Raw genomic sequence first — 26,130 nt, 5'->3', positions numbered from 1 at the left:
GCAACTTCAAAAACCTACAGCTATGATCTCTTAAATCAGGTTGAGGTGCAACTCGATCTCACGCCGCATTGTTTCGTTGCATCCTTTGCATCGCCTCATATAAGTTGTTTAGAGACCCAGATACTTGCACATTTCCGCAGTTTAACAAGTTAATATATTTGTCTAGAAGTGCTCCCCTTCGAGTATCGTACTCGCTTCCATGAAATTCAAGTTTATCGAGAACCTGTTCGATACTCTTAGCGCTCTTTACGTCATTACTCATGACATAGGGAAGCTTCATTAACATTGCCAATTCGGAAGTTCTTGAATCATGCGGAAATAGAATACAGGGTGTTTTAGCCTGCCAAGCTAGCATATTTCCATGCATTCGCGTTCCGACAGCTAAGTCACACGTTTTTAGCTGGTTCATCCACTCAGTTGCCGAATAAAATACCTTAAAATGGCGTTTAACAAATGCTCTAAACTCTTCTCGTGAAGAACTTGGGTTAATAAGGTTCTGTATGTAATTTATCGTCCCCTGTTCCACTGACGAAAAATCTCCATTGGCCATTTTAACTAATGCTTCAGGGGCCTGGTTAACATATATAGCATTTAAGGATTCCCCCCATCTATAAGCGGTTCGGACGAGATCCATATGTGACGGGGTTATATCAAGGTTAAGTGCGATACTGTTGACATTGAATAAACTTTGAAATTGCCGCTCTTGTAATTTACCAAGGTTAGGTTCACTAGATATAAAATTAGAAGGGCATCCAATTATTTCTAAATTCGTTACGCCATTAGCTTTCATGACTTCAGCGGTAAAATCCCCCCTGACACCTACCCTCTTAGCTCTCTCAGAAATCACTTTCATAAACCGTAACGTCCCTTTTTTGAACTGCAGTTTTTGAGAAGTATCTTTCGCTTGTACCCCAAGCCCACATATTATTAGAGGCAAATCAGCCTTTTCGAATAAGTCAGCTAAAATCCCCATATCCCAATCGGGATTAAGTTGGTTCGCAGCGGGAAACATTATGGCGTCAAAATTACTTTTCAGATAAAGGGGGTCGACATCCCAGCCAAAATAAGTTTTTTCACCCTTAACGTGGCGACTCATCGCATACCAAAATGCTAAATTCCCTGTATTTAAACCGCATTCCTTAAATAATTGGTCAGAACTTTTCTCAAAACTATTCTCGATTTCCCCTGAACGACCGATGACTGCTATCCGTTGATAAAACATTAAAAATGCCCAAACTATTTAAAGCTCTCAACGTATCGGTTTAAAGTGACATTTTGGAGACAGATATGTGACGAAATATTTAAATAAATCTTACTAAACAGGCGTCTTATTCGTAGCGAGGAAGAACCTTCTTCAGGAGCATTGAGGCTTTTGACTTATATAAATTGAATGCCGGCAAAAGTAGGATATTTCTAATATTATGAAATCGTGAAAATTCTTTTATCAATACCTTGTCGCTATTGTCTGATGGTAATTTCTTAAGCTGACTACTCACCCTTTGATACAGTTTGGGGTGTAATTCAAAAAGGCGAGCACTAATAAAATTAATTGCGCCTCTCTGATTGTCTTGCGACATTTGGTGCCAGCTTTCGCGTTTAGATAAACTATTAAACAGAATGTTGGCGTTTTTGATATGAAATTTAGTGTGGAACAATTTTAGATTTTGGACACATTGCTTGAAATGTCGCTCCTTTCTGTCTTCGGGAAGTAATGTATAGTTGCGAGTCCCTTCAGATAAGGCTTGAAGCGCACTATCTATCTCATCATTCAACGAGTCCAATTTGAATTTGTTCAACCACCGTTTAGTTTCTAATGCCTCAAAGGTATATGATGCATTAGTGTTTTCATTATCTACTATGCATTCTAATTTTAAAACCGATAGAAAGTCTGATACTAAGTTAAAGTTCTCATTTGATTGCAGGTAGGCTCTGAAATAAACTTTGCCATTTTTTATATTTGTAGCTAATTCTGACAATCTATCGAGAGTTGTAGTATGAAGATTTTTACTGAAAGATAACGGTTCAGTTTTGCCATGTCGCTTTACACTTTGATTATATACCGACTCAAAAGTCTCGATTGGACATCTTACATAAGCTATGAATTTAACCTTTGGTAATAAAGCAGCTAAAGATTCAGCATGATAAAAGAAGTACTCTGAAGAAAGTAACAGAATCCTGTAAGGGCTTTCCTCAAACTGCTTGTAAACACTTTTTACTTTTGCTGGATCAACCTTAAATTTGCCATTCGATTCACTTAACAACAGATGAATGTGCCCAGAGCTAATCCCATTTGCCCCCACCTCATATTCAGGGTACATGATTCCTTGCGTGCCTAGCCATGCTCGATTGGCCACCATCCACTTTTGAATAGCTGAAGTTCCAGTTTTTGGTGGACCTAAATGAATCCAAACTTGTTTACGCAAATCAATAGACTCTATATAAAAACGTTACAACGTTGTTTCTATTTGAAGTAAAGAAAAGCAAAGTCACTTTTTGCCTTGCCCCAATCAAAAGACCAAAGGGGATCTGGCTCTCGCCAACCTTTCCCATAGTTTACTTCCAGTAATCGCTCAGGGTTAGCAGGAAGATATAGTTCCACCCCATCATATTGCAAGGTAGAAACTGGTAACACATCCGACTTTTTAATTTCTCTCCTGCTTATAGGGTTCATACTGCAGTATTCTTCTTCAACAAACCCAGTGAATATATCTAAATTTTGCCCGCCCGGTGTTGTACACCATAGATGAGCTATACCCGAGCCCTTCACGTTACACTTTTTTGATTGCAAAAATGAGACAAGCTTTTGGCGCTCTTCTAAAATTTCGTCTTCGGAGGATGCTTTGCTAATGTAACAAATATCTACGTCATCATCGTGAGCAATAAATTGTCCATCTCTGACTATACCTAGTAAAGTGCCTGAAGATATAAATGCTGGAACGCCGAAATCGTCATTCAACCATTTAAGGATTAACCCTAATTCCGAAGCTACTTTGCGTTTTTCAGTCGCACTCTGTAACTCGAAAGTACGCATAAGCCCGTGAGGTCCAAGTGCCAAACCACTATCTTTAAGAAGTTCATTAACGCAACTTTGGTATTCTAAAGCTTGTTCATAACGCCCTTCCTTCTTCCATTTGGCCAATAGCTGCTGACTGGGTCCAGGATCAAGGACCATTGCGTGAAGAATGGCATTTTCTACATCTGATGGCGTTTTCCCACGAAAAGATTTTAATACTGACCAATTGTCAAATATTTGGTGCCAAGAATAAAGATCTCGCGATACTTCTACTTTTAAACTCAGTGCTCGCGTATAGAATTCGCCTTCCCGATTGTAAACAATAATTTTATCTAAATTACGTATCGTCAGTAAATCAATTATAATCCACGGATTTGCTTCTCTTTTGGTGTGAAAACCGCACCCACCATTCATTTTACTGTTAACAAAACCTCTACCATCATATTTTTCTTCATTATTATAAGTTGAACTTATAATAGTTTTTTTATTGGGAGCGATGTTCCTCCCATCCTTGTTAAATATTTCTATTCCATCCAGATGAAAAGAAACTTGAGTCTGCAAACTTAACCTAACAAATCTTGCTTTTTTGTCGGTTTGGATTATTAGGGGATCTTTACTTTTTACTCCTTTGAATTCACGCAAAGGATTTTGGGCTATATGTTGCTTTAAATCAGCCAAGACAGAACTAGGTAGAAGGTTCTCTAAGTTTTGTTCGCTGGCTTCATTTACTTGTTTACTTTTAAATAACTTAATCATAAATTCGGTTCACTATTGCTTATAACTCGAAGGTAGGATCTGGTGTAACCCAGCCTAGCCCATAGCGGTCTTGTAAAAAGCCTTCTATATTTCCGGGCGTATTGAAGCTAAATCCTTTGAAATCTATTGGGGACAAAGGCTCAAAAAGATCTCTTTTAACCTCTCTCGTTTTATATCCTTCCATGTGTGTCCAAACACTTTTTTGCTTCTTAGGGATTCTATAAATAAAAAACAAATCCATATCAAAGTCTTCAAAGTAACAATGCATATTTAGGCTCGTGGGAGTGGGAAGTCTACACTTCACGCCTTCCTGCTCAAATTTTTCCAGCCAATTTTCTGACTCTGATCGATATGTTTCCCCTTCTGGTAAGTCAACTATAACTGCCAGGTCAACATCATCATCATGCGGTAAAAAATCACCATCTCGGTAAATACCTAAGAGGGTTCCATAACATAGAAATGCATCAAGACCGAAGCAGCTTTTAATGAAATCGCAGAATCGTTTCATTCTTAAAGCTAAAAACTCTGAATCTAATTCTTTTAGGGGTACAACTAACCCATGTCTGGCATATGTAACTCTAGGAAGAAATTTCGCGCTCTGAGCTCCACTATCTATGCCCTCGAAAAAGATGGGCAATAACTCTCGCTGTGTTTTAAATAATCCTTTCACAGCTCGGGCATGTGAAATACGATAAGTTGACATAAAATGGCCGAGTTGATGCGTAAATTCTTTCGACCACTTACTACCTAAAAGCCACTCCATTATTTCTAATAGTTGTAGCCTAGCGAGCATAGTCTCTAGAGTACTCTCTATGGTACGCCACGACTTACCATCCTTACTCGTTTGTATAATTCTTTGCACGAAAGCTGAGCTGCTGTAGTAACCACCGTGCCATACGGTGATATCGCTTTCTCTTGAAATATCTAGTTTATGTTTAAAGATATGTACCCCTTGTAAAAGCCAGTTTCTTCGCTTAGCGTCAAAGATACATGGGTCTAATACTTCTGTATGAGAGGTTCTTAAGCTTGAAGTGGTGCCATTATTATCGATAAACATTTCCAAATCGCGCGTCGCTTTTTGAGAAAAAGCGATTACTCGAAAATATTTTGTTCCTTTAGGCACTGTAAATTCTAAGCCCTCCTCCTTCGTACCAGCCATATCAGGCGTAGCAACCCGAATAATTTCATCAGCTGCTGATAACAGAGACAACAATTCTTTACGATGAGCTTCGTTTGTGTGTTTGCTCTTTAGCCACTTAGTAAATAGGCTATTCACGGAATCACAAAGCTCTGTATAGCCTTGTTCGCTTAAGTAGTTCGAACAGGAATTTAGAGTATACGCACCCTGCTCTGAAAAAGCTTGAAATGCATCTTTCTTAATAACTTTTGAATGTCTGAAAATACATTTGCCGTGGGTATCAAAAGCTCTAAAAATCATACCTCGACTTCTAACGCCCCAAACGTCTTTTCTATTGCAAAACTCTACATAGGCTATTTTACGCGGTTCGGGAAGAGTCGCTTTCCACCAAGGTCTGATTTCCCTTTTTGAATGTACGGACACTGTATTGCGTTCATCACCACGAAGGCACGCTTTAGGGTCTGGTAAAACCTCCACCACGCTACTCATTTCACATATAACAGAGCCTTCATAGCGGATTAAATTACCCTCTTCATTTTCTATCCAAAAGGCCAAGAAATTAAAATTGAGGATTTCTGGATTTTCGTTAATCAACTCTAGTTGCACGGTTGAAACACGGCTATTCACTCTAAAAAAAGTAGAACCAATATTCCGAAGAGGGCCATATACGAAGCCTGGCAGTCGAGTAATTACGGGTGATTTTCCATCTAAAAATGAAAGGGTAGAGAGGTTATCGTTAGCTGCAGTCGATAGACTTTTGTTATTTCTGCTCTTAACTAAGTCTTTCGAAAGCTGAAGAGTTTTCTTAGCCAACTTTATTAGCGTTTGCATAATTCCTTATAATTCCTAATGCAGTAGGATAATAATGATATCGAACTGCAATAGAAATGTCATAAGGAATTCACATTCTTCTGTTAGCGACCAACTACGCTAATGAACTTGTATATACTTTCTGATGTAACGATAAACACTCTTCTAATTTGAGAATCGGTTTTATGTTGTCAGACATTTTGCTTCTTATAGTAGGCTGCATTACACAACGTTCGATGACCGCCGCTAGGTCGGCAGGATTACTATGCCGGAAGTGAAAGCCGTCAATTCCGTCTCGGACTTTTTCACTCATCCCTCCTATGTTACTCACTATAAGCGGAACTTTAGCAGCTAATGCTTCCTGAATAACGACAGGCGAATTCTCCCACCAGATAGATGGAACTACTGCCCAGTCAACCGCCCGAAGTAGCGTAGGCATTTCGTGTTGTTCGTACGCTCCTTGAAAAATTGCTGTTTTTCCTAGTTTTTTGAGTAGTTTTTTCACCTTTTCTTGGTATTTGCTTTCTTGCTGGTCTAAATTAGCCCCGTGGATTTCAACCCTTACTTGTTGACGAATCGCTTTGGGAAGCAACGTAAGAGCTTGTAACAGAACATCTATACCTTTGTAGGGGTTAATTTGACCAAAAAAAGCGAATGTTTGTTTCGGTTTTAGTATATCTTCATTTCCTGCGTCAATTACGCTCGAAGCGGCCTCCGGTAAACCGTTTTCGATTACGGAAATCTTAGCCTCCTCTATACCCCACTCCACATATCGCTTTTTCAAAAATAAGGATGGCGAAATGAAGTGATCAACCATGTCAAAGTGGTTTTTTATATACTTTTCTCTAAGAAAAAAATCACCAGGTTGCACAGAGTTAAAGCAGTTATAGCAGTCTCTTGCTGAAGCACCATAGCAAAGTTTGCCATTGGTTTTAATCATTAGCCCTTTATTGTGACAAATAGCAAGATACTCGTGCAGTGTTAGCACTATTCGAGCATGTGGAAGCATATTGCGAATCTCAGTGAAGATTTCTATCCCTAACAGGAAATAGTGATGCAGATGAACAACATCAGGCTTTATGAGCTGTAGTAAATCTCTAAACTCTTGCCATAAATGGCGAGTTTTCAAGTTAGAAAATAGGAAACCATCGTCCATTGTTGTGTGGAATAGAATTTCTCTCTTGTCTTTACGAGAAGAGAATGCAGCGCCTCCGTGCGGAGGTTGCGATGTTCGAGCAAGGAAGAAGGCGTCTTCACCTCTGTCTCTCATTGCAGAATAGAGGTTATATGCGGCTACCTCGGCTCCTCCTTTATTAAAATCGGGGTGACCATGAGATACAATTAGCGTTCGAGTATTAGACTTATTCACTATGCTACTTCCTCTAACAAAGAAGACCACTTTTCCATTTGGTATACCCCATTTATCAGTGTGAGCTTAAACTTCCAATCCCCTTTATCAACTAAGTCTTGGGACAAACGCTCTAAGTGATAAAGACGGACTGTAGAAGAACAATAGTTTTTTAATCCTTTATCTAAAACTTTCAAACACAAGTCTGAGTCTTCAAAATCCCCCAAGACATAAAGAGGGTCAAACCCACCTATCTCATTATAGAGGGCCTTATTAATGAGCATGCAAGCGCCTGTAGTGATGGTGACATTAAACACCGGCGCCATATCTAATAAGTCTACAGGCACGCCTTTAAAAGGATGGTGATTCATCAATATACCCGGATAATGTGAATCTTTTCGAAACTCCATACCAGCATGCTGAATGGTGTCATCTTCATACACTAACGTGGCACCTAATATTCCACAGTCGTCTAAAGATTCATGTTGCGCAGCTAGTTCCTGCACCCAACCAGCTTTTGACGGTAAAATATCGGAGTTTAACAAAAGAAGTTTTTCGCCTCTAGCATGACTAACACCTAAGTTATTGGCTCCTGAAAACCCTCTATTAAAATCTGAATAAACAACTTTGAATGGATATCTGTAAATTTGAAACACGCCAAAAGCCGTTATATTTACTATCCGCGCAATTTCCGGATCGTCTACAACATATATCACTTCGACATCTTTGAAACCGCTATCTTTCGAAAATTGAGAGATTTGATGTTGAATAAAGTCATATCGACCATACAAGGGAATAATTAATGAAACGTTAGGGTTCTCAGGAATTTCACCGAGAACTTGAACTTCGCTTGTTTTAAACTTCGCAATTCTGGATTTCCATATACGCTGAATCTCAGGTAACAAATGTGTTTTAGCTACATCAAAAAAGTCAGCATCATATACGTTTATACTATCAAGAATTCTTTTGATTTTAAGTACGTCTTTATCAAGCTTTCGAGTTACAGTTGGTGCTGTAACTGCATGTTCATCAACTTCAAAACCGTGCATTTGGAAGAAGCTAAAAGCTTTTTCTCTATCTTTAGGAACATGGGCTAGAATGTCTGACACATTCTTTGCTAGGTTATACCGTTGTTTTCTTAACGGAAATGTGAAGCTATCAGATTCAAACTGAACATTCGAGATGTCAGAAGCTTTTCCATCAAAAACGATAATGAATCCAAAGCAATTTTGAGGATTTTCCAACCCCATGGCGCCGGAAACATCTGCTCGCTCAAAAGTGTAAATATCAGAATCGCTCCCCATTACTTTTAAGGAGGACTGAGTGATTTGAAATTGCCGATCTACTAACCATCCGGAGATTACTAAACGTCCGTTTTGTACACAGACTAAGTCGATGTTTAATATACGCTGTTTTTCAAACTTTTTTGCGATCGAAGGTAGCCGAGCCTTTATAATTTTTTTAATCTTAGTTTTCATTGTAATAGGCCCAATTAAAACTTACCCAGTAGATCGACTAGGTGGGTGGCTACATTTTTTGCCTCTCGCACCTTTTCCTCGTTGATTTCTCTCATAACTGTTTTTAGTTCAGTGGTAGATATATCTTTTGTTCTCGGCAAATATAGGACTTTAACAATGTCTTCTAGATCATCAAACTTTCCAGCCCAATCATCTCCAATAGCGAAGATATCGGCATTTTCCCTGACCAAATCGTCTCTTTTCTGCTCCCAACAATCCTCCTCAAACACATCATCAACATACCGACACGACAACAAAACCTCTTTTCTATCAGCAAAAGGTATAATGACGTTTTTACCTTTCAATTGGTTGAAGCTATCAGTGGAAAGGCCCACAACCAACTTATCCCCCATAGCTTTTAGCCGTTTGAGAAGTCTAACGTGACCTACATGAAACAAATCAAACGTACCGTAAGTTACGACAGTTACTGACATTGAATTTTCCTTATCAAATCTTCTTCATATCGGCGGCATTTTAGCACGAATTATTTATAAATAATCGGTGAGATTGTTTAGTAAAAGTAGAGAAATGTGTAGGGTTAGGTACCCTATATTTAATGAAAGAATGGCTGCGCCAAACTATGTATTGATTTGAAGTAATATATAATTCGGTCCTAAAAAGGCCTATTGAGCATTAGCGATTTTATATACAAAACTAATTTTCAACTTTTTATTCATTAGACTTTATTTCGCTGCCGGAGCATACCTGTCTAGCAAGTATTCCGTACAGTCATCATCTAAATATGCCCCTAATAACAATTCGTACGATACCTTGCCTAGTTTTTTCAGCGCACGAGCAGTACTGATAAGAATCGATTTGGTTTTAGCATTCAACTGTGCTTCTCCCTCTGTAGCTATGTGATTGGTAAGTAGTATACAAAGCTGTGAAAGGGATGATTAATCGATAACATCGTTATATCGAAAAACAATAGGCTCTAAAAACTAACTATTATTTGAACATTTTGATTAAGTAACAAGCAAAAACATTGAGGTATTACCGGTACCTATTCACTCTTATCGATTTACTCTTGTTAACTGACTCATTTAACAACCCCAATACCTGCTCATCACTAGACTTAGCTTGCGCACGAACAGAAAAACTAGCTTGTTCAACTATTTGAGCTTGAGTAAGCAATGCAGTTTCTGAAGCAAAGTCAGCATCAGCAATTTTTGAGTGAGCGCTGCTAATATTCTCCAGGCCAATTGCGTTATTTCTAATAGCAGTTGACATCTGATTGATTTTTGCACCGTAGAAAGCTCTACTTTCTCCGACTATCTCAAGCGCGCTATCTATTTGTGTAAGCGCGTTTTCAGCTTCGCTTCTACCTTGCAACAAGGTGCCGGCTAGTCCGAGGTCAGTTAACGTAGCGGATGTTTTGATAAGTTCAATGAAGTCGGTACCCACACCTAATTGATTGGTTGAAGTAATATCAACGGGCCCTAAGCTAAATTTTGACTGTCTCCATCCCCAAGCGATGTCCACGAGGCTGTTACACTAAAAGAGCCGGTGCCGATAACAGAAATGGATGAGCGGTTGTGCATTGCTCGTAATTGTAAGGTTTCCATTTAAGTTACCGCTGGCGTTCTGATCCCCCGTGAATGATATCGTATTGCCGTCTATAGTAGCGCTTCCAACTGTTAATAAATCACTATCGTCGTAGGATGCCGAAGGGCTATAGCCGTTTGTCGGAAGAAAGAATGTCCCCTCAATGGCTGATGAATTCACTACGCCGTAAGCACCCCATGTAAATGCCGAAAGTGGCGTACCCGCTAGGTGCTCCCCTTCTACGGTAAACACCTGTACATCGTCGTTAGCACCATTGTCATGTAAATCTATTAGAATATTTGAAGAGCCAGCCGGTATGTATGCAAAAGATCGCAGTCCACTTGTCATACTTTGAGCCATACCATTAGTAAACGTGTTACTAATTGACGGTACGTTCGCTGAAAGCAAATTAGTGTCACCTACGAGCGGCAGTTGGTTAAAAGCTTCTGTACTGTAGTCAATGCCATTGAGAGCATTTTTAAGTTGTTGGAATTCTTTGTCTAGTGCTGCACGGTCATTTACCGCATTTACGCCGTTTTGCGATTGTATTGCCAATTGCCGCATTCGCTGCAATATAGCGGCAGACTCTTGCAGCCCACCCTCAGCGATTTGTGCGTAGCTGATACCGTCATTTAAGTTTCGATTCAGCCGGGTATACGCCTTCTTCTCGGATACGAGTCATTGGATATCTGGAGGCCTGCACTGTCGTCAGCAGCGCTGTTTATTCTTAACCCAGAACTTAAACGCTCTAAACGCGCTGATAGCGCTGTATTTTGTAAAGTTGAAAGACCTAAAGACTGGTAATTTCCTGTAACCGATAGCACGCTAGTTCCTTTTACGCTTTAATCTTAGTTAAATTAAACGGGCTTAGTTTATATGTATGTTGCAGCAATAAGCACGCCAACAAGCCTCTTGCGCCTTAAGAACGACAATCTAACTTTATTTCAAATAGCTTCCGGCACTTACGTAAATCACCGTTTTCAACCCTAGACTTTAAATATAGATTCCGTAATGTGACATAGCTGTTCAAATTTAGTACAACCCAATTAATACTATGGAGTCACACCTTATGGTGAATAAGAAGGAAATTACTCTGGCCCTAGCTTTAACTGGATATTCGATTTGTGTTTTTGCGGATAGCGCGGCGTTAAACAATGCGGTCACTAAATTATGTGATAAGAGTAAAATGTGTGTTGGGCAAGAGATGAGTGCTAATGACGAGTTTCCACCTGAAATGAAAGCCATGATGTTGAATATGGTAGAAGAGATATGTGGCCAATATATGAGCATTGCTGATTTAGGAGACGAGCATGAACTTATTGAGCCCGCCACTGAATGCCTTAATTCAATGGCCAATCAAGGCTGCGATGCACTACTGAACTCTGATAAGGAAACAGCGGCTTGTAAGCACTATTCAGAACTGGCCGAGAATTATTAGAACAGAGTAATAGTTAAATGGTCTTTTGAGTCTTACTGTACCTGCCTGGGCCCAAACGCAACGTTTCCGAAGCCATTAGTCATGCACACAAAAAAAGGGGCCTGAGTTTTCACTCAGGCCCCTTTTTCTAATCGAGTATTAATTACTCTTCAGTTGCTTCTACTGCTTCTTCTTCAGCTTCTACAACTGGACGGTCAACTAGCTCAACATATGCCATTGGGGCATTGTCGCCAGCACGGAAACCGCATTTAAGAATGCGAGTGTAACCGCCTGGACGAGCTTCGTAACGAGGACCAAGCTCGTTGAATAGTTTACCTACAACCTCTTTGTCACCAGTGCGGGCAAAAGCTAGACGGCGGTTTGCAACGCTGTCTTCTTTAGCCATAGTGATTAGAGGCTCGATTACGCGACGTAATTCTTTCGCTTTTGGTAACGTAGTTTTGATCACTTCGTGCTTGACCAAAGAACCGGCCATGTTTTTGAACATAGCTTGACGATGGCTGCTGTTGCGATTCAACTGACGACCACTCTTACGATGGCGCATAGTTTTATCCTTCTCTACAAATCAGTTTGATAAAAACCTGATTAATCTTTTTCAGCGATGCTCTCTGGCGGCCAGTTTTCTAGGCGCATACCTAGAGAAAGACCACGAGATGCTAGAACATCTTTGATTTCAGTTAGCGATTTCTTACCAAGGTTTGGCGTTTTAAGTAGCTCAACCTCAGTGCGCTGTACCAGGTCACCAATGTACTGGATAGCTTCTGCTTTCAAACAGTTTGCAGAACGTACTGTCAGCTCTAGGTCATCTACTGGACGAAGCAGAATCGGATCGAATTCTGGCTTCTCTTCTTTCGCTTCTGGCTCAGACACATCACGTAGGTCTACGAATGCATCTAGCTGTTCAGCTAGGATAGTAGCAGAACGGCGGATCGCTTCTTCAGGATCCAAAGTACCGTTCGTCTCCATGTCGATGATTAGTTTGTCTAGGTCTGTGCGTTGTTCAACACGAGCAGACTCTACACTGTAAGCAATACGTTCAACTGGGCTGTATGAAGCGTCTACTAACAAACGACCAATTGGACGATCATCTTCTTCAGAGGAGCGACGGGTAGAAGCTGGTACATAACCGCGACCCATTTCTACTTTAATGCGCATGCTGATTTCAGCTTCGCCAGTTAAAGTACAAATAACGTGGTCAGGGTTTGTAATTTCTACGTCGCCATCATGCTGAATATCACCAGCAACAACAGGGCCAGCGCCAGATTTCACTAGAGTTAGGGTTGCCTCAGTTTTACCTTCAAGGCGAACCGCTAAACCTTTAAGATTTAGCAAGATTTCAATTACGTCTTCCTGAACACCTTCTTTGGTGCTGTACTCGTGAAGAACGCCGTCAATTTCTACCTCGGTAACTGCACATCCTGGCATAGATGACAGTAAAATACGACGTAGGGCGTTACCTAGAGTATGGCCAAAGCCGCGCTCTAGTGGTTCCAAAGTTACTTTGGCACGAGTAGGAGAAACGTTTTCGATCTCAACTAATCTCGGTTTTAGGAATTCAGTCACAGAACCCACAATGCTTCCTCTTTAGTTAGCTTTACTTAGAGTAAAGTTCGACGATCAACTGTTCGTTAATTTCCGCAGACAGGTCAGTTCTTTCAGGAACGCGCTTGAAAGTGCCTTCCATTTTGCTGCTGTCTACTTCAATCCAGGTTGGCTTCTCACGTTGGTCAGCCAGTTCCAAAGCAGCAACGATACGCGCTTGCTTCTTAGCCTTTTCACGAACAGAAACCACGTCTTCGGCAGAAACGTTAAACGATGGGATGTTCACAACTTGACCATTTACCATGATCGCCTTGTGGCTAACTAGCTGACGTGCTTCTGCACGAGTGCTAGCGAAACCCATACGGTAAACTACGTTATCAAGACGCTGTTCTAAAAGCTGTAGCAAGTTTTCACCTGTGTTGCCTTTTAGACGTGCAGCTTCTTTATAGTAGTTGCGGAATTGCTTTTCCAGAACGCCGTACATACGACGAACTTTTTGTTTTTCACGCAGCTGAACACCGTAGTCAGACAGACGGCCACGACGGGCACCGTGCTGACCAGGCGCTGTATCGATTTTACATTTAGAATCGATTGCGCGAACGCCGCTTTTTAGGAACAGGTCTGTTCCTTCGCGACGGCTAAGTTTGAGTTTTGGACCCAAATATCTTGCCATGATCTTTCTCCAACTGTCCGTCGATTAAACGCGACGTTTTTTCGGTGGACGACAACCGTTGTGAGGAATAGGGGTCACATCGGTAATGTTTGTGATCTTATAACCTGTAGCGTTAAGAGCACGGATCGCAGACTCACGGCCTGGACCTGGACCTTTAACGAAAACTTCAAGGTTTTTAAGACCGTATTCTTGTGCAGCAACACCTGCACGCTCAGCAGCTACCTGTGCAGCAAATGGGGTAGATTTACGTGAACCACGGAAACCTGAACCACCAGATGTCGCCCATGCTAGTGCATTGCCTGAACGGTCTGTAATAGTCACAATTGTGTTGTTGAAAGACGCATGGATATGAGCCATACCGTCTGCAACCTGACGTTTAGCGCGCTTACGCGTGCTACGAGCTGGTGCTTTAGCCATAACTTACTCCCCGTTTACTTCTTAATTGGCTTACGAGGACCTTTACGGGTACGCGCATTAGTTTTAGTGCGCTGACCACGTAGAGGCAAGCTACGACGGTGGCGAATACCACGGAAGCAACCCAGGTCCATCAAACGTTTGATGCTCATAGAGACTTCACGGCGTAGGTCACCTTCAACGGTGAATTTAGCCACTTCGTCACGAAGCTTATCAATAGTAGCTTCGTCTAGCTCTTTGATTTTTGTATTTTCTGCAACACCAGCACCCGCACAAATGCTTTTCGCACGTGTGGGACCAACGCCATAGATCGCTTGGATAGCGATTACAGCATGCTTGTGCTCAGGAATGTTAATGCCAGCGATACGGGCCATTAACAGCACTCCTCTTGTTTATTTGTCGACGACCTAAAAAGCCCGATAGGATACTTACCCGTCGACTAAATTGCAAATTAAGGTTCAAAATACTTTAAAACAAAACTAGCAGAACCAGACAAGTACTATCTAGGTTCTGCTTACTTAGCTTTGCGAATATCTTGTTCCGCTTAGATTAGCCCTGACGCTGCTTATGCTTTGGGTCAGAACTGCAAATTACACGCACAACACCGTTGCGCTTGATAACTTTACAGTTACGGCAAATCTTTTTTACTGATGCACGAACTTTCATTACATCTTTCCCCTTTCTATCAATATTAAGGGGCTAACTTATCGGCCGTAGCCTTTAAGGTTAGCTTTCTTCAGCACAGACTCATATTGACTAGACATCAAATGTGTCTGTACTTGTGCCATAAAGTCCATGATAACTACTACGATAATGAGAAGCGACGTACCACCGAAGTAGAACGGCACATTCCAAGCAATTAGCATGAATTCAGGCACTAAACAAATAAAGGTTATGTACAGTGCGCCAGCCAGTGTAAGGCGAGTCATTACCTTGTCAATGTATCGTGACGTTTGCTCACCCGGGCGGATGCCTGGGATGAACGCGCCAGACTTCTTCAAGTTATCTGCTGTATCACGCGGGTTGAAAACCAACGCCGTGTAGAAGAAGCAGAAGAAGATAATCGCAGCTGCGTATAACATCACGTACAGCGGTTGACCAGGAGATAGCATAAGCGCTACGTCTTGCAACCACGCTGTTGATTCATTCTGTCCGAACCATCCTGCGATGGTACCCGGGAACAGAATAATGCTAGAAGCAAAGATTGGTGGAATTACACCAGCAATGTTGACTTTCAGCGGTAAATGGGTGCTTTGCGCAGCAAAAACCTGACGGCCTTGCTGACGTTTTGCGTAGTTTACCACAATTCTGCGCTGTCCGCGCTCTACAAATACAACTAGGTATGTAAGAGCGATAACAATCACGCCAATCAACAGTAGGAACAACAAGTTAATGTCGCCCTGCCTTGCTTGTTCCGCAGTCTGACCTATCGCTGTTGGCAGACCGGCAACAATACCAGCAAAAATCAATATAGAGATACCGTTACCAATACCTCGTTCGGTAATTTGCTCACCCAACCACATAAGGAACATAGTTCCTGTGACTAGGCTCACTACTGCCGTAAAGTAGAATCCGAAGCCAGGGTTTATCACCAATCCATTAATCAGGTTAGGCAAACCAGTCGAAATTCCAATTGATTGGAAGATAGCCAATACAAGCGTTAGATAACGCGTGTACTGACTAATTTTACGACGGCCTGCTTCGCCTTCTTTTTTAAGCTCCACCATCGGTGGGTGAACCACCGAGAGCAACTGCATGATAATGGATGCAGTAATGTATGGCATAATGCCCAAAGCCAGAACGGATGCACGCTCAAGCGCACCACCAGAGAACATGTTAAACATTTCTACAATGGTGCCTTTTTGTTGCTCGAACAAGTCAGCAAGTACAGCTGGATCGATGCCAGGGATAGGAACGTAAGAACCTAGTCTGAATACAACAATCGCACCAAGTACGAACAACAATCTTGCCTTAAGCTCACTCAAGCCGCTTTTAGCGCCTGAATCCAATCCTGGTTTAGCCATCTAGCTTATTCCTCTACTTTACCGCCAGCAGCTTCAATCGCTTCTTTAGCGCCTTTAGTAACCTTTAACCCGCTTACTGTAACAGCGCGTGAAACTTCACCGCTCTTAACAACTTTAACGAACTGGATTTCTTTCTTAACGATACCAGCTGCTTTTAAAGTCTCAAGAGATGCAGTATCACCATCAACCTTCGCGATTTCAGCAAGAGTTACTTGATCAGTAACAAAGCTCTTGCGTGAAGTGAAACCGAACTTAGGAAGACGACGCTGGATAGGCATCTGACCACCTTCGAATCCTGGCTTAACGCGGCCACCTGAACGGCTTTTTTGACCTTTGTGACCGTGGCCACTCGTTTTACCAAGACCTGAGCCGATACCACGACCAGAACGCTTACCAGTAGGCTTTGAACCTTCGGCTGGAGAAATTGTATTTAAACGCATGTCTTACTCCTCCACTATCTCAACCATGTAATATACACGGTTGATCATGCCACGAACGGCTGGGGTATCTTCCAGTTCACGAACATGGTTGATTTTACGAAGGCCTAAACCTTTAAGCGTAGCTTTGTGCTTTGGCAGACGGCCAATTGCACTTTTAGTTTGCTTTACTTTAATCGTTGCCATGTCTGATTACCCCAAAATTTCTTCTACAGACAATCCACGCTTCGCAGCAACTTTCGCCGGGCTGTTCATTTCTGTCAGCGCGTTGATTGTTGCACGTACAACGTTGATTGGGTTTGTAGAGCCGTAACATTTTGAAAGTACGTTTTGTACACCAGCTACTTCAAGTACTGCACGCATCGCACCACCGGCAATAATACCGGTACCTTCAGATGCTGGCTGCATGTAAACTTTAGAGCCAGAGTGACGACCTTTAATCGGGTGCTGTAACGTGTGACCGTTAAGGTCTACGTCAACCATGTTGCGACGTGCCTTTTCCATTGCTTTTTGGATTGCAGCAGGTACTTCACGTGCCTTACCGTAACCAAAACCAACGCGACCGTTACCGTCACCCACTACTGTCAATGCAGTGAAACTAAAGATACGACCACCTTTAACCACTTTAGATACGCGGTTTACGGCGATCAATTTCTCTAGAAATTCACCATTTTGAACGTCTTGTTTAGCCATTATAAACTCCTAGAACTGAAGACCAGCTTCGCGAGCTGCATCAGCTAATGCTTTAACGCGACCGTGGTATTGGAAACCACTGCGATCGAAAGCCACTGTTTTAATGCCTTTCTCAAGAGCGCGCTCTGCGATTGCTTTACCGACTACCGTCGCTGCTTCAGCGTTACCTGTAGACTTAAGATCTTTTGCAAGATCTTTCTCAACAGTTGAAGCCGCTGCCAACACTTCAGAACCGCATGGAGCGATTAGCTGAGCGTAGATGTGGCGAGGTGTACGGTTAACTACCAAGCGATGCGCGGCCAGTTCACGAATTTTTGCTCGTGCGCGAGTAGCGCGACGAATGCGAGCTGTTTTCTTATCCATCGTATCACCCACCTACTTTTTCTTAGCTTCTTTACGACGTACGTGTTCGTCAGCGTAACGTACACCTTTACCTTTGTAAGGCTCTGGTGGACGGTAACCACGAATGTTCGCCGCAACCTGACCAACCACCTGCTTATCGGCGCCTTTAACGACGATTTCAGTTTGGCTAGGAGTTTCAACCGTAATGCCTTCAGGCATTTCGTATGCTACAGGGTGAGAGAAACCTAGTGTAAGGTTTAGTTTGTTACCTTGTGCTTGTGCACGGTAACCAACACCTAACAACTGAAGTTTTTTCTCAAAACCTTCTGAAACACCTTGAACCATTGCGTTAAGGATAGAGCGCGCAGTACCAGCCTGTGCCCAACCGTCAACAAAGCCTTCACGTGGAAGTGCTTTAAGTTGGTTCTCTTCCTGTGCAACTTCTACAGCGTCGTTGAAAACGCGGGTCAAAGTGCCTTTACTACCTTTAACAGTAACTTCTTGACCAGAGATAGAAACTTCTACACCTGATACAACGTCTACTGGGGCTTTTGCTATACGTGACATTTCAACTCCTCCGTTATGCTACATAACCGATGATCTCACCGCCCATGCCAGCGTTACGCGCTGCACGGTCAGTCATCACACCTTTAGAAGTCGACACGATAGCTACGCCTAAACCACCCATAACCTTTGGAAGCTCATCTTTTTTCTTATAGATGCGCAGACCAGGACGGCTTACACGTTCGATAGTGTCAATTACTTGCTTGCCTTCGAAGTACTTAAGCGTAACTTCTAAAACAGGCTTAACGTCACCAGAAGCAGCGAAGTCAGTAATATAACCTTCAGCTTTCAATACTTCACAGATTGCAACGCGAAGTTTTGAAGAAGGCATAGTTACAGAAACTTTCTGTGCCATCTGGCCGTTACGGATGCGGGTAAACATATCCGCGATAGGATCTTGCATGCTCATTATCAGCTACTCCTTACCAGCTGGCTTTCTTAAGGCCAGGGACTTCACCGCGCATCGCTGCTTCGCGAAGCTTAATACGGCTAAGACCGAATTTGCGTAGGTAACCATGTGGACGACCAGTAACACGACAACGGTTACGTTGACGAGACTTACTAGAGTCACGTGGCAGTTGTTGTAGCTTCAGAACAGCGTCCCAACGCTCATCTTCAGAAGCGTTAACATCGCTGATAATCGCTTTAAGTGCGGCGCGCTTTTCAGCATACTTAGCTACTAGCTTAGTACGCTTAGCTTCACGTGCCTTCATTGATTCTTTTGCCATAACCCTACACCCCTACTTTTTGAATGGGAAGTTAAACGCGTCCAGCAGAGCACGTGCTTCTTCATTTGTATTCGCACTGGTAGTGATAGTGATATCCATACCGCGAACCTTATCCACTTTATCGAAATCGATTTCAGGGAAAATGATTTGCTCACGCACGCCCATGCTGTAGTTACCACGTCCGTCGAATGATTTAGGATTCAAACCACGGAAGTCGCGAACACGTGGGATAGCGATTGAAATCAAACGCTCTAGGAATTCCCACATACGCTCGCCGCGTAGGGTTACTTTACAGCCAATCGGATAACCTTCACGGATTTTAAAACCCGCTACTGATTTTCTAGCAACTGTAACAACAGGCTTCTGACCGGCGATAGCCGTCATGTCAGCTTGAGCATTCTCAAGTACCTTTTTGTCAGCAACTGCTTCACCTAAACCCATGTTTAGAGTGATTTTTTCAATCCGAGGGACTTGCATGACGCTTTTGTATCCGAACTGCTTAGCAAGTTCAGCTACTACTGTTTCTTTATAGAAATCATGCAGTTTCGCCATCGTACTCTCCAATATAATTAAACAAGTTCGCCGTTAGACTTGAAGAAACGTACTTTCTTCTCATCTTCGAAACGGAAACCAACGCGATCTGCTTTGCCCGTTGCCGGGTTAACAATCGCAACATTAGAAACGTGAATAGAAGCTTCTTTCTCAACGATGCCACCAGCTACGCCCAGTTGTGGGTTTGGCTTAGTGTGCTTCTTAACGAGATTAACGCCTTCTACAATTACACGGTTATCAGCAATAAGCACTTTAAGGACTTTGCCTTGTTTGCCTTTGTCTTTACCCGCTAATACGACTACTTCATCATCACGACGAATTTTATTAGCCATTATCGTGACTCCTTATAGTACCTCTGGGGCCAATGAGATGATTTTCATGAAGTTTTCACTTCTCAACTCACGGGTAACCGGGCCAAAGATACGCGTACCAATTGGTTGCTTGTTAGCATTAAGCATAACAGCCGCGTTACCGTCAAAACGAATGGTAGAACCATCTGCACGACGAACGCCTTTTCTAGTACGCACCACCACTGCATTCAGTACGTCACCTTTTTTAACTTTACCGCGAGGAATTGCTTCCTTAACAGTAACTTTGATGATGTCACCGATACCTGCATAACGGCGATGCGAGCCACCAAGAACCTTAATACACTGAACCCTGCGAGCGCCGCTGTTGTCTGCAACGTCCAGGTTAGTTTGCATTTGGATCATGTTAGTGCTCCGCTCTTAAAATTAAGACTCTCCCGAGTCGTTAGTGCTGCTAAAAACAACTGGATGTCGTTGCTTTTATGTACATACCCCCATAAAAAGGGCGCGAAATAATAACAGAAAACATTTGGAAGTGATAGCGGTAAATTGAATTATTTTTAAACTATGTGAGCAATAAAAAAGCCCCGACTAAAAGTCGGGGCTGATAACCACGTCATAGGTTATCAAGCAGGATCTTTTAGGCGATTTTCATTACTTACAAGCTGCTTACTCAAGTGCCTGTAAAGGCACTCTTTCAACCGGCTTACACCAACAGGTTTTGATATGAAGTCATCCATGCCGGATTTCAAGCATTTTTCTTTGTCGCCGGTTAACGCATTTGCGGTTAATGCAATTATTGGGATGTCCCGTGCCTTGTCTCCCATTGACCTAATTAGCTTCGTCGCCTCTAATCCATCCATTACAGGCATATGGCAGTCCATCAAAATGATTGTGTAGGGTGACTTTCCTTTTAATGCGTCTTTAACTTTTTCTACTGCCTCTTCACCGTTTTCTGCTAAATCGGCGGTAATGCCTATCTCTTTTAGTTGCTCTTTAATGACAAGCTGATTTATTTCATTGTCTTCAACTATTAGTGCTTTAAACGCGCTCAGTTCCTGTTTAGAAGGGATATAAACAGCATTATGGCCACATGCTTTTTCGGCTACGGTGCCTGCGTTAGCATCGTCTAGCATGAGGGTTACGATAAATCGCGCCCCCACGCCTAAATCGCTGCACACCTCAATTTTACCACCGTAATGCTTCACGATTTGACTGACTATAGACAACCCTAAGCCTGTCCCACCATATCTTCGCTGCGTCGAGTTTTCTGCTTGAACGAACGGCGAGAAAATGAGCTTTTGCTGTTGCTCGCTAATTCCGATCCCTGAATCAGTCACGATTAGTTTTACTCTGAACCGCCCTTTTCCATATCGGGTGCTTTTAGTTTCAACCGTTACCTTCCCCACTTTTGTGAATTTAATGGCGTTATTCAATAGGTTAATCAGAATTTGCCCAATTCTTAGTTTGTCAGCTATGAAGGTTTTTCCCTCAACCCCCTTTGTGCTTACTGAAAGTTCAATACCTTTCTCGTGAGCTAGCCGCGTGAACATCGGCACTTGCTCTTCTATGGTGTCGGCAAGGTTAGTGGGCGATTCTTCAAACGACATGTTGCCAGAGTCGATTTTAGAAAAATCCAATATATCATTCACGATGTTGAGTAATGAATCTGCACTTTTCATAGCAATTGTGGCATGTTCTAGCTGGGTAGAATTTAGCGAGGAACTAATAAGTGCCTCAAGCATGCCCTGAACCCCATGAATTGGTGTTCTTATTTCATGGCTCATATTCGCAAGGAACTCACTTCGCGCTTTCAAGGCGCTTTCTGCCATATCCGTTTTTTGCTGCAGCATTGCCTTGTCCATGTGAAGCTGCGTAATATCAACTGTAGCACCAATTACCTTAACGCAACGGTCATTCTCCATGACCGGATGAGCGCGACTTTGTAACCAACGGGTTTCTCCCGCATCGGTGCGAACTTCAAGTTCATAGGAAAAGTCTTCGCCGGTTTTTATCATCTGATTGAACTGGGCGACATATTTATTCCGCTGGTCTTCATCAACCACGAATTTGATCACGTCTTCTGGCTTTACTACTTTTTCACCATGCACATGCAGCATTCGCTTCAGTGCACCAGACCAAATCAATGCTCCGGTATCAATATTTAATTCCCATGTACCTACACCGGCTAGGTTAGTCACTTGGTGTAATAACGAGTTTCTCTCTTCTAATATCGCTTTTTGCGCATTGAGATTACTTATCGCTTGTTGACGCTCTAATTCGTTGCCTATCCACGAAGCAAGCAAAAGTAAATAGTCCATCTCTAATGGCGTAAAGGGTGTGTCCCGTGGACCGAGAGATGAGAAGTTTACTGTACCGAAAAATTCACCATGTACTCGCACTGGTGAAGCGAGATAACTCTTTAATGTGTATTTTTCAAAACACGGATGCGAGGCACCTGGCGCAGTATCTATATTGTGATAAGCGACAACAGCATCGCTGTTCACCACGTCTGCACAGTAAGTGTCTGGTAATGCGAAGGTCGTATTTAATGGTATGTCGTTGTCGGGCGTAATAACGCTAAGCACACGGTAATTATCGCCTTGAATGTTACTTACAATCCCTGTTTCCAACCCGAGTATTTCCGTACCTATGCTTAGCAAGCTCTCGAGCTTTTTATCAAATGAAAGTGCTTTGTCATTTGATATGGTTTGTAGATCTTTAATGATACTCATGAGGATTTTCGCCCTCCCGGACAGCAAGTAAAAAGGCCAACGTTTTTAGCGTTGACCTTTTAAACTTACGTGAAATACACGCAGATGAAAGTTTTCACCCTTATCAATTAGTATAATAAATGTACTAACCGATTAATAAAGCACGTTAATTTCATATCCCGTTGGTGTATCCGCTGGCTCAACAGTAACTATGTAGTTTTCTTCCTCTGTAAAGCCAAACAGAGCGGTTCTATCAAGCAGCACCTGCTCCTCGTTATCATCTTCGTATACGGCAATCACTTCATAGTAGTCTGACGGCAGCACTTCACTGGTACTTTCAGCAAATTCAAGATTCTGTATATCGTACTCAGCAGTATCAATGGTTTCGTCATTTCTTACCAAGTAGAAGTCTACGTCATCAAAGTCGCTAACTAAGTTGATGAAGTTTACTGTCTTATCGTAGGCCTGAGGCAAACCACTTTCTACAAAGGTTGCTGCGCCTAATTTATTGTTGGTGTTGTAGATAAGAATAGCCTTACTCTCACCCTGATTAAGCGTAATTAGCTTGTTGCTCAGTGACGTCACTGTACCTGATGGGTCGGTTACGGTAACGCGATAATCGCCATAGCGGATAGTACTAAACTCAGACAACTCCCCCGCCGCGAGTGTAAAACTGACGTCCTCTTCATCAGTGTTTCCACCAAAGGTAACCTGAAGCTCTGCATCTAGATTCGTAGAATTGTAAATACGATACTGTGAATCTGCTTCTACATCTGTAAGCGCCGTTACTGATGAAGAGTTAAGAATAGTGTCTACAACTAGCCCTTCTTGAATGGCGCCACTGACATCGCGCAGTGTCATTAGATACTCAGTTTCGTATACAAAATCGATGGTTTGTGATTCAAAGACAACATCGTCACTTCCTGGTTCGGTCAAATAAATAGTGTACTCGCCCTCATCAAAGTATTCACTGTCATCATCTGCATCCCAGAAGTCAAATTCAATCATGTCGCCCGTTGTAACCGTGCCAAGGAAGTTGGCTGCTTCAAACGGGTCGCCAGACTCACTCATGTAGAAATCATAAGAAGATTCATCTACTGCTACCGACAAAGCGAATAGGCGGAAGTGATCTTCCAATGTTTCGCGCTTATAGGAATAGGTGGTAAAAACGGGGTTACTAAAGTCACCACTCATAACAACAATGGTCTTATAACCGGTTTTTAAGTTAACGGTAATCTCGTCAATAAATACTTCTTGGTCGTCTGAATCAGTTCGAATGAACTCGAGTTCTAATTCTCCATCATCCATAGAGTACATTGACGTAGTGTCACCAAATTGAGCAGAACCAAAGCTATCGCCATCAACTTCACGCATTTCTACATTAGCACCGTTAGGCGAAGCGTTGTAAAACTGAATGTAAGCATACGAATAATCTGAGCTACTGCTGCCTGAGCCACCACAAGCGGTAAGCCCAAGCAGTGCAATAAGCCCAATTGCCACTGTTTGGAACCATGTTCCACGAAGCAAAGATTGAGAGGTCAATTGCATAAATTGAATGTCCTTTGAAGTTGTTCTTGGTTGGATAAAGCCTGCGTAAAAGCAAATAGGCACATGTAGAGAGTGCTGATCTTGGCACGCACAATACAGCGATATGGCTATGTGAATAGGGCTTAGTTCGCAGCTTTACGTCAACTTTGCAAAGCTGACCTTTCTTTATGGAAACTTGACATTCAAGCTTCTAAAAATGCTGGTAAAAGGCATAGATGTGCGAATAAACGTAAGCAAACCGCGCACAAAACTGAAACAAAAAAAAGCCTGCATAAGCAGGCTTTAACTGTGTCTTAGGGAGACGGGATTACTTACTCATATGAGTATGATAGTGTCACACCGCTGTATGACGAATAAGCGCGAATACCAATGTGCCATGTGCCTGACGCTGGCGCGTCGAATGTACATACTTCGCTGTTGCCATTTTGATAAGGACGACAATCATAGCTATTCGTTTCTGGCTGTGAGCCAAACTTCACGTATAGATCAGCATCGCCTGAACCACCAGAGGTACGAATAGTCATCTGCGTTACACCTTCAGGAATCGTCCAAGTGTAGCGGTCCCAGTTTCTGCGCGTACCTGAAAGGCCGGATAGCTGACCTGATACTGGTTCTACGCCAGGCTCAGAGCCGCCACCGCCACCAGTACCGCCACCGGCACAACCGTTGGTGTTAAGGTAGTTGTAGGCATCAGCAAGCTGCATTAAGCCATAACCGTAGAAGTTATCACGACCCGCACTGCCTTTATCTTCTGCCGTTGCATTAAGTGCACTACGAATTTGGTTGTTTGAACACTGCGGGAAGTAACTCCACACTAGTGCTGCACCACCAGCTACGTGTGGCGTCGCCATAGATGTACCGCTGAGTGAAGCGTAGGTATTTGTTGGATAGGTAGACTGAACTGCACTGCCTGGCGCGGCAATTTCAACCTGATCGTTATATTGGCTGTAGCTTGCACGATTTTCGTTTGAGTCTACTGCCGCAACTGACATTACTGCATCATATGAAGCAGGGTAAGACTTCGCACTGTTACCATCGTTACCTGCCGCCGCAACTAACAACATGCCTGCATCTGTGAAGCTCTGCATTGCATTTCGCTCGGTAGTTGACGAACTGCCGCCACCTAAGCTCATGTTAACAACGTTCGAGCCGGCATCCTGACATTGGGTGATAGCATCGATAAGGTCAGATGCGTAAGTCCATTGGCCATTGTCGTTAAAGATTTTAACGATATGCATATCCACGCCAGGATACACACCAACTACACCTTCGTTATTATCGTATGCTGCAATGGTGCCCGCTACGTGGGTACCGTGACCGTTACCATCGTTATACCAGTTACCTACAGCACTATTGTTTGCCTGACCTGTAACGCCATCGTTTGTTCCAGGCAAATCTGGGTGACCCAGGTTGTAACCTGTATCGATGATACATACTTTGCGAGCCGTAGTATCTGACTGTGCAAATTGATTAGCCTGAACCATGGTGTAGCCGTAAGGCGTGGTCTGCGCCATAGGCTTACGACGAACGTCCACTTCAATACTTTCTACGTTTGGATTTTTACGAAGCTTGTTCAGCGCTGACTTACTCATCGTAGCCGCTACCATTTTATGCTTCTTAAGCTCTTTCTTAATTGCACCACCTGCTTTTCTTACTTCTGATTTAGCAGACGCGATATCGAAAGGCTTTTTACCTTTTACTTTGGCACTTGAGATTTGACCTTTACCTTTTAATGCACTCACTTCAACCGTTTCACTGGTCATCTCATCTTTGAACTTGATGATGTAACGCTCTTGGTCAGTGGTGACAAGACGATCGACAGTCAATCGCTTACCTAGTGCTTGTTTTAGGGTTTGAGGCTTTTCTTTAACTTTTACCAGACCTTCGCCTGCTGCCATTGCAGAATTACCCATTAAGCCAAGTGATACAGCTAGAGCAGCTGCTGTTAGACATGTGTGTTTCTTATTTAATTTTGAGTTCAAAATTTATTTCCTGTTTTATCTGTCTTATTAACTTCAACACTGTT

Annotated in this window: 31 protein-coding genes; 1 reads left to right on the top strand and 30 read right to left on the bottom strand. The window is 42.6% G+C overall.

The features are described 5' to 3' along the window. Nucleotides 1-58: 58 nt before the first annotated feature. The 10 genes from MHN00_RS10760 to MHN00_RS20540 form a co-directional block, all read right to left on the bottom strand. Nucleotides 59-1,222: a polysaccharide pyruvyl transferase family protein gene (locus MHN00_RS10760; protein WP_239301135.1), complete on the bottom strand. Its 1,164-nt coding sequence runs from the start codon at nucleotides 1,220-1,222 to the stop codon at nucleotides 59-61. A gap of 106 nt (nucleotides 1,223-1,328) precedes the next feature. After that, the gene (locus MHN00_RS10755; protein WP_239301134.1) at nucleotides 1,329-2,423 is read right to left on the bottom strand and encodes a hypothetical protein; all 1,095 of its coding nucleotides are present in this window, start codon (nucleotides 2,421-2,423) and stop codon (nucleotides 1,329-1,331) included. A gap of 38 nt (nucleotides 2,424-2,461) precedes the next feature. Continuing rightward, entirely contained in the window at nucleotides 2,462-3,769 is a 1,308-nt protein-coding gene (locus tag MHN00_RS10750; protein WP_156078899.1) for a discoidin domain-containing protein, read from the bottom strand. Between the two features lie 19 nt (nucleotides 3,770-3,788). Further along, entirely contained in the window at nucleotides 3,789-5,738 is a 1,950-nt protein-coding gene (locus tag MHN00_RS10745) for a LicD family protein (protein WP_239301133.1), read from the bottom strand. Nucleotides 5,739-5,832: 94 nt separating this feature from the next. Then, nucleotides 5,833-7,086, bottom strand: a complete 1,254-nt coding sequence (locus tag MHN00_RS10740; protein WP_239301132.1) for a glycosyltransferase family 4 protein — start codon at nucleotides 7,084-7,086, stop codon at nucleotides 5,833-5,835. Then, nucleotides 7,086-8,543, bottom strand: a complete 1,458-nt coding sequence (locus tag MHN00_RS10735) for a glycosyltransferase (protein ID WP_156078901.1) — start codon at nucleotides 8,541-8,543, stop codon at nucleotides 7,086-7,088. The genes MHN00_RS10740 and MHN00_RS10735 overlap by 1 nt, the downstream gene beginning before the upstream one ends. Before the next feature lie 14 nt (nucleotides 8,544-8,557). Further along, a complete protein-coding gene (locus tag MHN00_RS10730; protein WP_156078902.1) occupies nucleotides 8,558-9,016 on the bottom strand; it encodes an adenylyltransferase/cytidyltransferase family protein in 459 nt (152 codons plus the stop codon). Between the two features lie 559 nt (nucleotides 9,017-9,575). Next, nucleotides 9,576-10,064, bottom strand: a complete 489-nt coding sequence (locus tag MHN00_RS20550) for a flagellin (RefSeq protein ID WP_239301131.1) — start codon at nucleotides 10,062-10,064, stop codon at nucleotides 9,576-9,578. 12 nt (nucleotides 10,065-10,076) lie between these two features. After that, nucleotides 10,077-10,736, bottom strand: coding sequence for a hypothetical protein (locus MHN00_RS20545; RefSeq protein WP_343213215.1), 660 nt, complete (start codon nucleotides 10,734-10,736; stop codon nucleotides 10,077-10,079). A gap of 35 nt (nucleotides 10,737-10,771) precedes the next feature. Further along, on the bottom strand, nucleotides 10,772-10,951 hold the full coding sequence (locus MHN00_RS20540; RefSeq protein WP_343213214.1) for a hypothetical protein: 180 nt from the start codon (nucleotides 10,949-10,951) through the stop codon (nucleotides 10,772-10,774). A 245-nt stretch (nucleotides 10,952-11,196) separates the two neighbouring features. On the opposite strand from MHN00_RS20540, the gene MHN00_RS10715 reads away from it, so the two are divergent. Further along, nucleotides 11,197-11,565, top strand: coding sequence for a hypothetical protein (locus MHN00_RS10715; protein WP_156078903.1), 369 nt, complete (start codon nucleotides 11,197-11,199; stop codon nucleotides 11,563-11,565). 142 nt (nucleotides 11,566-11,707) lie between these two features. On the opposite strand, the gene rplQ is transcribed toward MHN00_RS10715, so the two are convergent. From rplQ to MHN00_RS10615, 20 genes are all read right to left on the bottom strand, one after another. Next, on the bottom strand, nucleotides 11,708-12,109 hold the full coding sequence (rplQ, locus tag MHN00_RS10710) for a 50S ribosomal protein L17 (RefSeq protein ID WP_012519212.1): 402 nt from the start codon (nucleotides 12,107-12,109) through the stop codon (nucleotides 11,708-11,710). A gap of 41 nt (nucleotides 12,110-12,150) precedes the next feature. Next, nucleotides 12,151-13,140, bottom strand: a complete 990-nt coding sequence (rpoA, locus tag MHN00_RS10705) for a DNA-directed RNA polymerase subunit alpha (RefSeq protein ID WP_039226687.1) — start codon at nucleotides 13,138-13,140, stop codon at nucleotides 12,151-12,153. Nucleotides 13,141-13,159: 19 nt separating this feature from the next. After that, on the bottom strand, nucleotides 13,160-13,780 hold the full coding sequence (rpsD, locus tag MHN00_RS10700; RefSeq protein WP_012519214.1) for a 30S ribosomal protein S4: 621 nt from the start codon (nucleotides 13,778-13,780) through the stop codon (nucleotides 13,160-13,162). A gap of 24 nt (nucleotides 13,781-13,804) precedes the next feature. Then, the gene (rpsK, locus tag MHN00_RS10695) at nucleotides 13,805-14,197 is read right to left on the bottom strand and encodes a 30S ribosomal protein S11 (protein ID WP_012519215.1); all 393 of its coding nucleotides are present in this window, start codon (nucleotides 14,195-14,197) and stop codon (nucleotides 13,805-13,807) included. Nucleotides 14,198-14,211: 14 nt separating this feature from the next. Beyond that, nucleotides 14,212-14,568: a 30S ribosomal protein S13 gene (gene rpsM / locus MHN00_RS10690; RefSeq protein ID WP_012519216.1), complete on the bottom strand. Its 357-nt coding sequence runs from the start codon at nucleotides 14,566-14,568 to the stop codon at nucleotides 14,212-14,214. A 175-nt stretch (nucleotides 14,569-14,743) separates the two neighbouring features. Next, complete coding sequence (rpmJ, locus tag MHN00_RS10685) at nucleotides 14,744-14,860, bottom strand: 50S ribosomal protein L36 (RefSeq protein WP_012519217.1); 117 nt, start codon at nucleotides 14,858-14,860, stop codon at nucleotides 14,744-14,746. A 38-nt stretch (nucleotides 14,861-14,898) separates the two neighbouring features. Beyond that, entirely contained in the window at nucleotides 14,899-16,218 is a 1,320-nt protein-coding gene (gene secY, locus MHN00_RS10680) for a preprotein translocase subunit SecY (RefSeq protein ID WP_014977524.1), read from the bottom strand. 5 nt (nucleotides 16,219-16,223) lie between these two features. Next, complete coding sequence (rplO, locus tag MHN00_RS10675) at nucleotides 16,224-16,658, bottom strand: 50S ribosomal protein L15 (RefSeq protein WP_014950906.1); 435 nt, start codon at nucleotides 16,656-16,658, stop codon at nucleotides 16,224-16,226. A 3-nt stretch (nucleotides 16,659-16,661) separates the two neighbouring features. Continuing rightward, nucleotides 16,662-16,841, bottom strand: a complete 180-nt coding sequence (rpmD, locus tag MHN00_RS10670) for a 50S ribosomal protein L30 (protein ID WP_014950907.1) — start codon at nucleotides 16,839-16,841, stop codon at nucleotides 16,662-16,664. Between the two features lie 6 nt (nucleotides 16,842-16,847). Then, nucleotides 16,848-17,348 carry a 30S ribosomal protein S5 gene (gene rpsE, locus MHN00_RS10665; RefSeq protein WP_012519221.1) on the bottom strand — a complete coding sequence of 167 codons (501 nt, stop codon included), beginning with the start codon at nucleotides 17,346-17,348 and terminating at the stop codon, nucleotides 16,848-16,850. A gap of 9 nt (nucleotides 17,349-17,357) precedes the next feature. Continuing rightward, nucleotides 17,358-17,711, bottom strand: coding sequence for a 50S ribosomal protein L18 (gene rplR, locus MHN00_RS10660; protein WP_014950908.1), 354 nt, complete (start codon nucleotides 17,709-17,711; stop codon nucleotides 17,358-17,360). Between the two features lie 12 nt (nucleotides 17,712-17,723). Next, on the bottom strand, nucleotides 17,724-18,257 hold the full coding sequence (gene rplF / locus MHN00_RS10655) for a 50S ribosomal protein L6 (protein WP_014950909.1): 534 nt from the start codon (nucleotides 18,255-18,257) through the stop codon (nucleotides 17,724-17,726). A gap of 13 nt (nucleotides 18,258-18,270) precedes the next feature. After that, nucleotides 18,271-18,663, bottom strand: coding sequence for a 30S ribosomal protein S8 (gene rpsH / locus MHN00_RS10650; protein ID WP_012519224.1), 393 nt, complete (start codon nucleotides 18,661-18,663; stop codon nucleotides 18,271-18,273). A gap of 13 nt (nucleotides 18,664-18,676) precedes the next feature. Beyond that, nucleotides 18,677-18,982 carry a 30S ribosomal protein S14 gene (rpsN, locus tag MHN00_RS10645; RefSeq protein ID WP_014950910.1) on the bottom strand — a complete coding sequence of 102 codons (306 nt, stop codon included), beginning with the start codon at nucleotides 18,980-18,982 and terminating at the stop codon, nucleotides 18,677-18,679. Between the two features lie 12 nt (nucleotides 18,983-18,994). Beyond that, the gene (gene rplE, locus MHN00_RS10640; RefSeq protein ID WP_014950911.1) at nucleotides 18,995-19,534 is read right to left on the bottom strand and encodes a 50S ribosomal protein L5; all 540 of its coding nucleotides are present in this window, start codon (nucleotides 19,532-19,534) and stop codon (nucleotides 18,995-18,997) included. Between the two features lie 17 nt (nucleotides 19,535-19,551). Beyond that, on the bottom strand, nucleotides 19,552-19,866 hold the full coding sequence (gene rplX, locus MHN00_RS10635; protein ID WP_014950912.1) for a 50S ribosomal protein L24: 315 nt from the start codon (nucleotides 19,864-19,866) through the stop codon (nucleotides 19,552-19,554). 12 nt (nucleotides 19,867-19,878) lie between these two features. Next, complete coding sequence (rplN, locus tag MHN00_RS10630; RefSeq protein WP_012519228.1) at nucleotides 19,879-20,247, bottom strand: 50S ribosomal protein L14; 369 nt, start codon at nucleotides 20,245-20,247, stop codon at nucleotides 19,879-19,881. Between the two features lie 221 nt (nucleotides 20,248-20,468). Next, nucleotides 20,469-22,577 carry an ATP-binding protein gene (locus MHN00_RS10625; protein ID WP_239301130.1) on the bottom strand — a complete coding sequence of 703 codons (2,109 nt, stop codon included), beginning with the start codon at nucleotides 22,575-22,577 and terminating at the stop codon, nucleotides 20,469-20,471. A 132-nt stretch (nucleotides 22,578-22,709) separates the two neighbouring features. Further along, complete coding sequence (locus tag MHN00_RS10620; protein WP_014950914.1) at nucleotides 22,710-24,104, bottom strand: DUF4397 domain-containing protein; 1,395 nt, start codon at nucleotides 24,102-24,104, stop codon at nucleotides 22,710-22,712. 311 nt (nucleotides 24,105-24,415) lie between these two features. After that, on the bottom strand, nucleotides 24,416-26,086 hold the full coding sequence (locus MHN00_RS10615) for a S8 family serine peptidase (RefSeq protein ID WP_239301129.1): 1,671 nt from the start codon (nucleotides 26,084-26,086) through the stop codon (nucleotides 24,416-24,418). Between the last annotated feature and the right edge of the window lie 44 nt (nucleotides 26,087-26,130).

Source organism: Alteromonas sp. Cnat2-8 (genome assembly GCF_022348355.1).
GTDB lineage: Bacteria > Pseudomonadota > Gammaproteobacteria > Enterobacterales > Alteromonadaceae > Alteromonas > Alteromonas macleodii.
The sequence above is the reverse complement of the archived record's forward strand: the minus strand, read 5'-3'. Positions and strand labels throughout refer to the sequence as shown.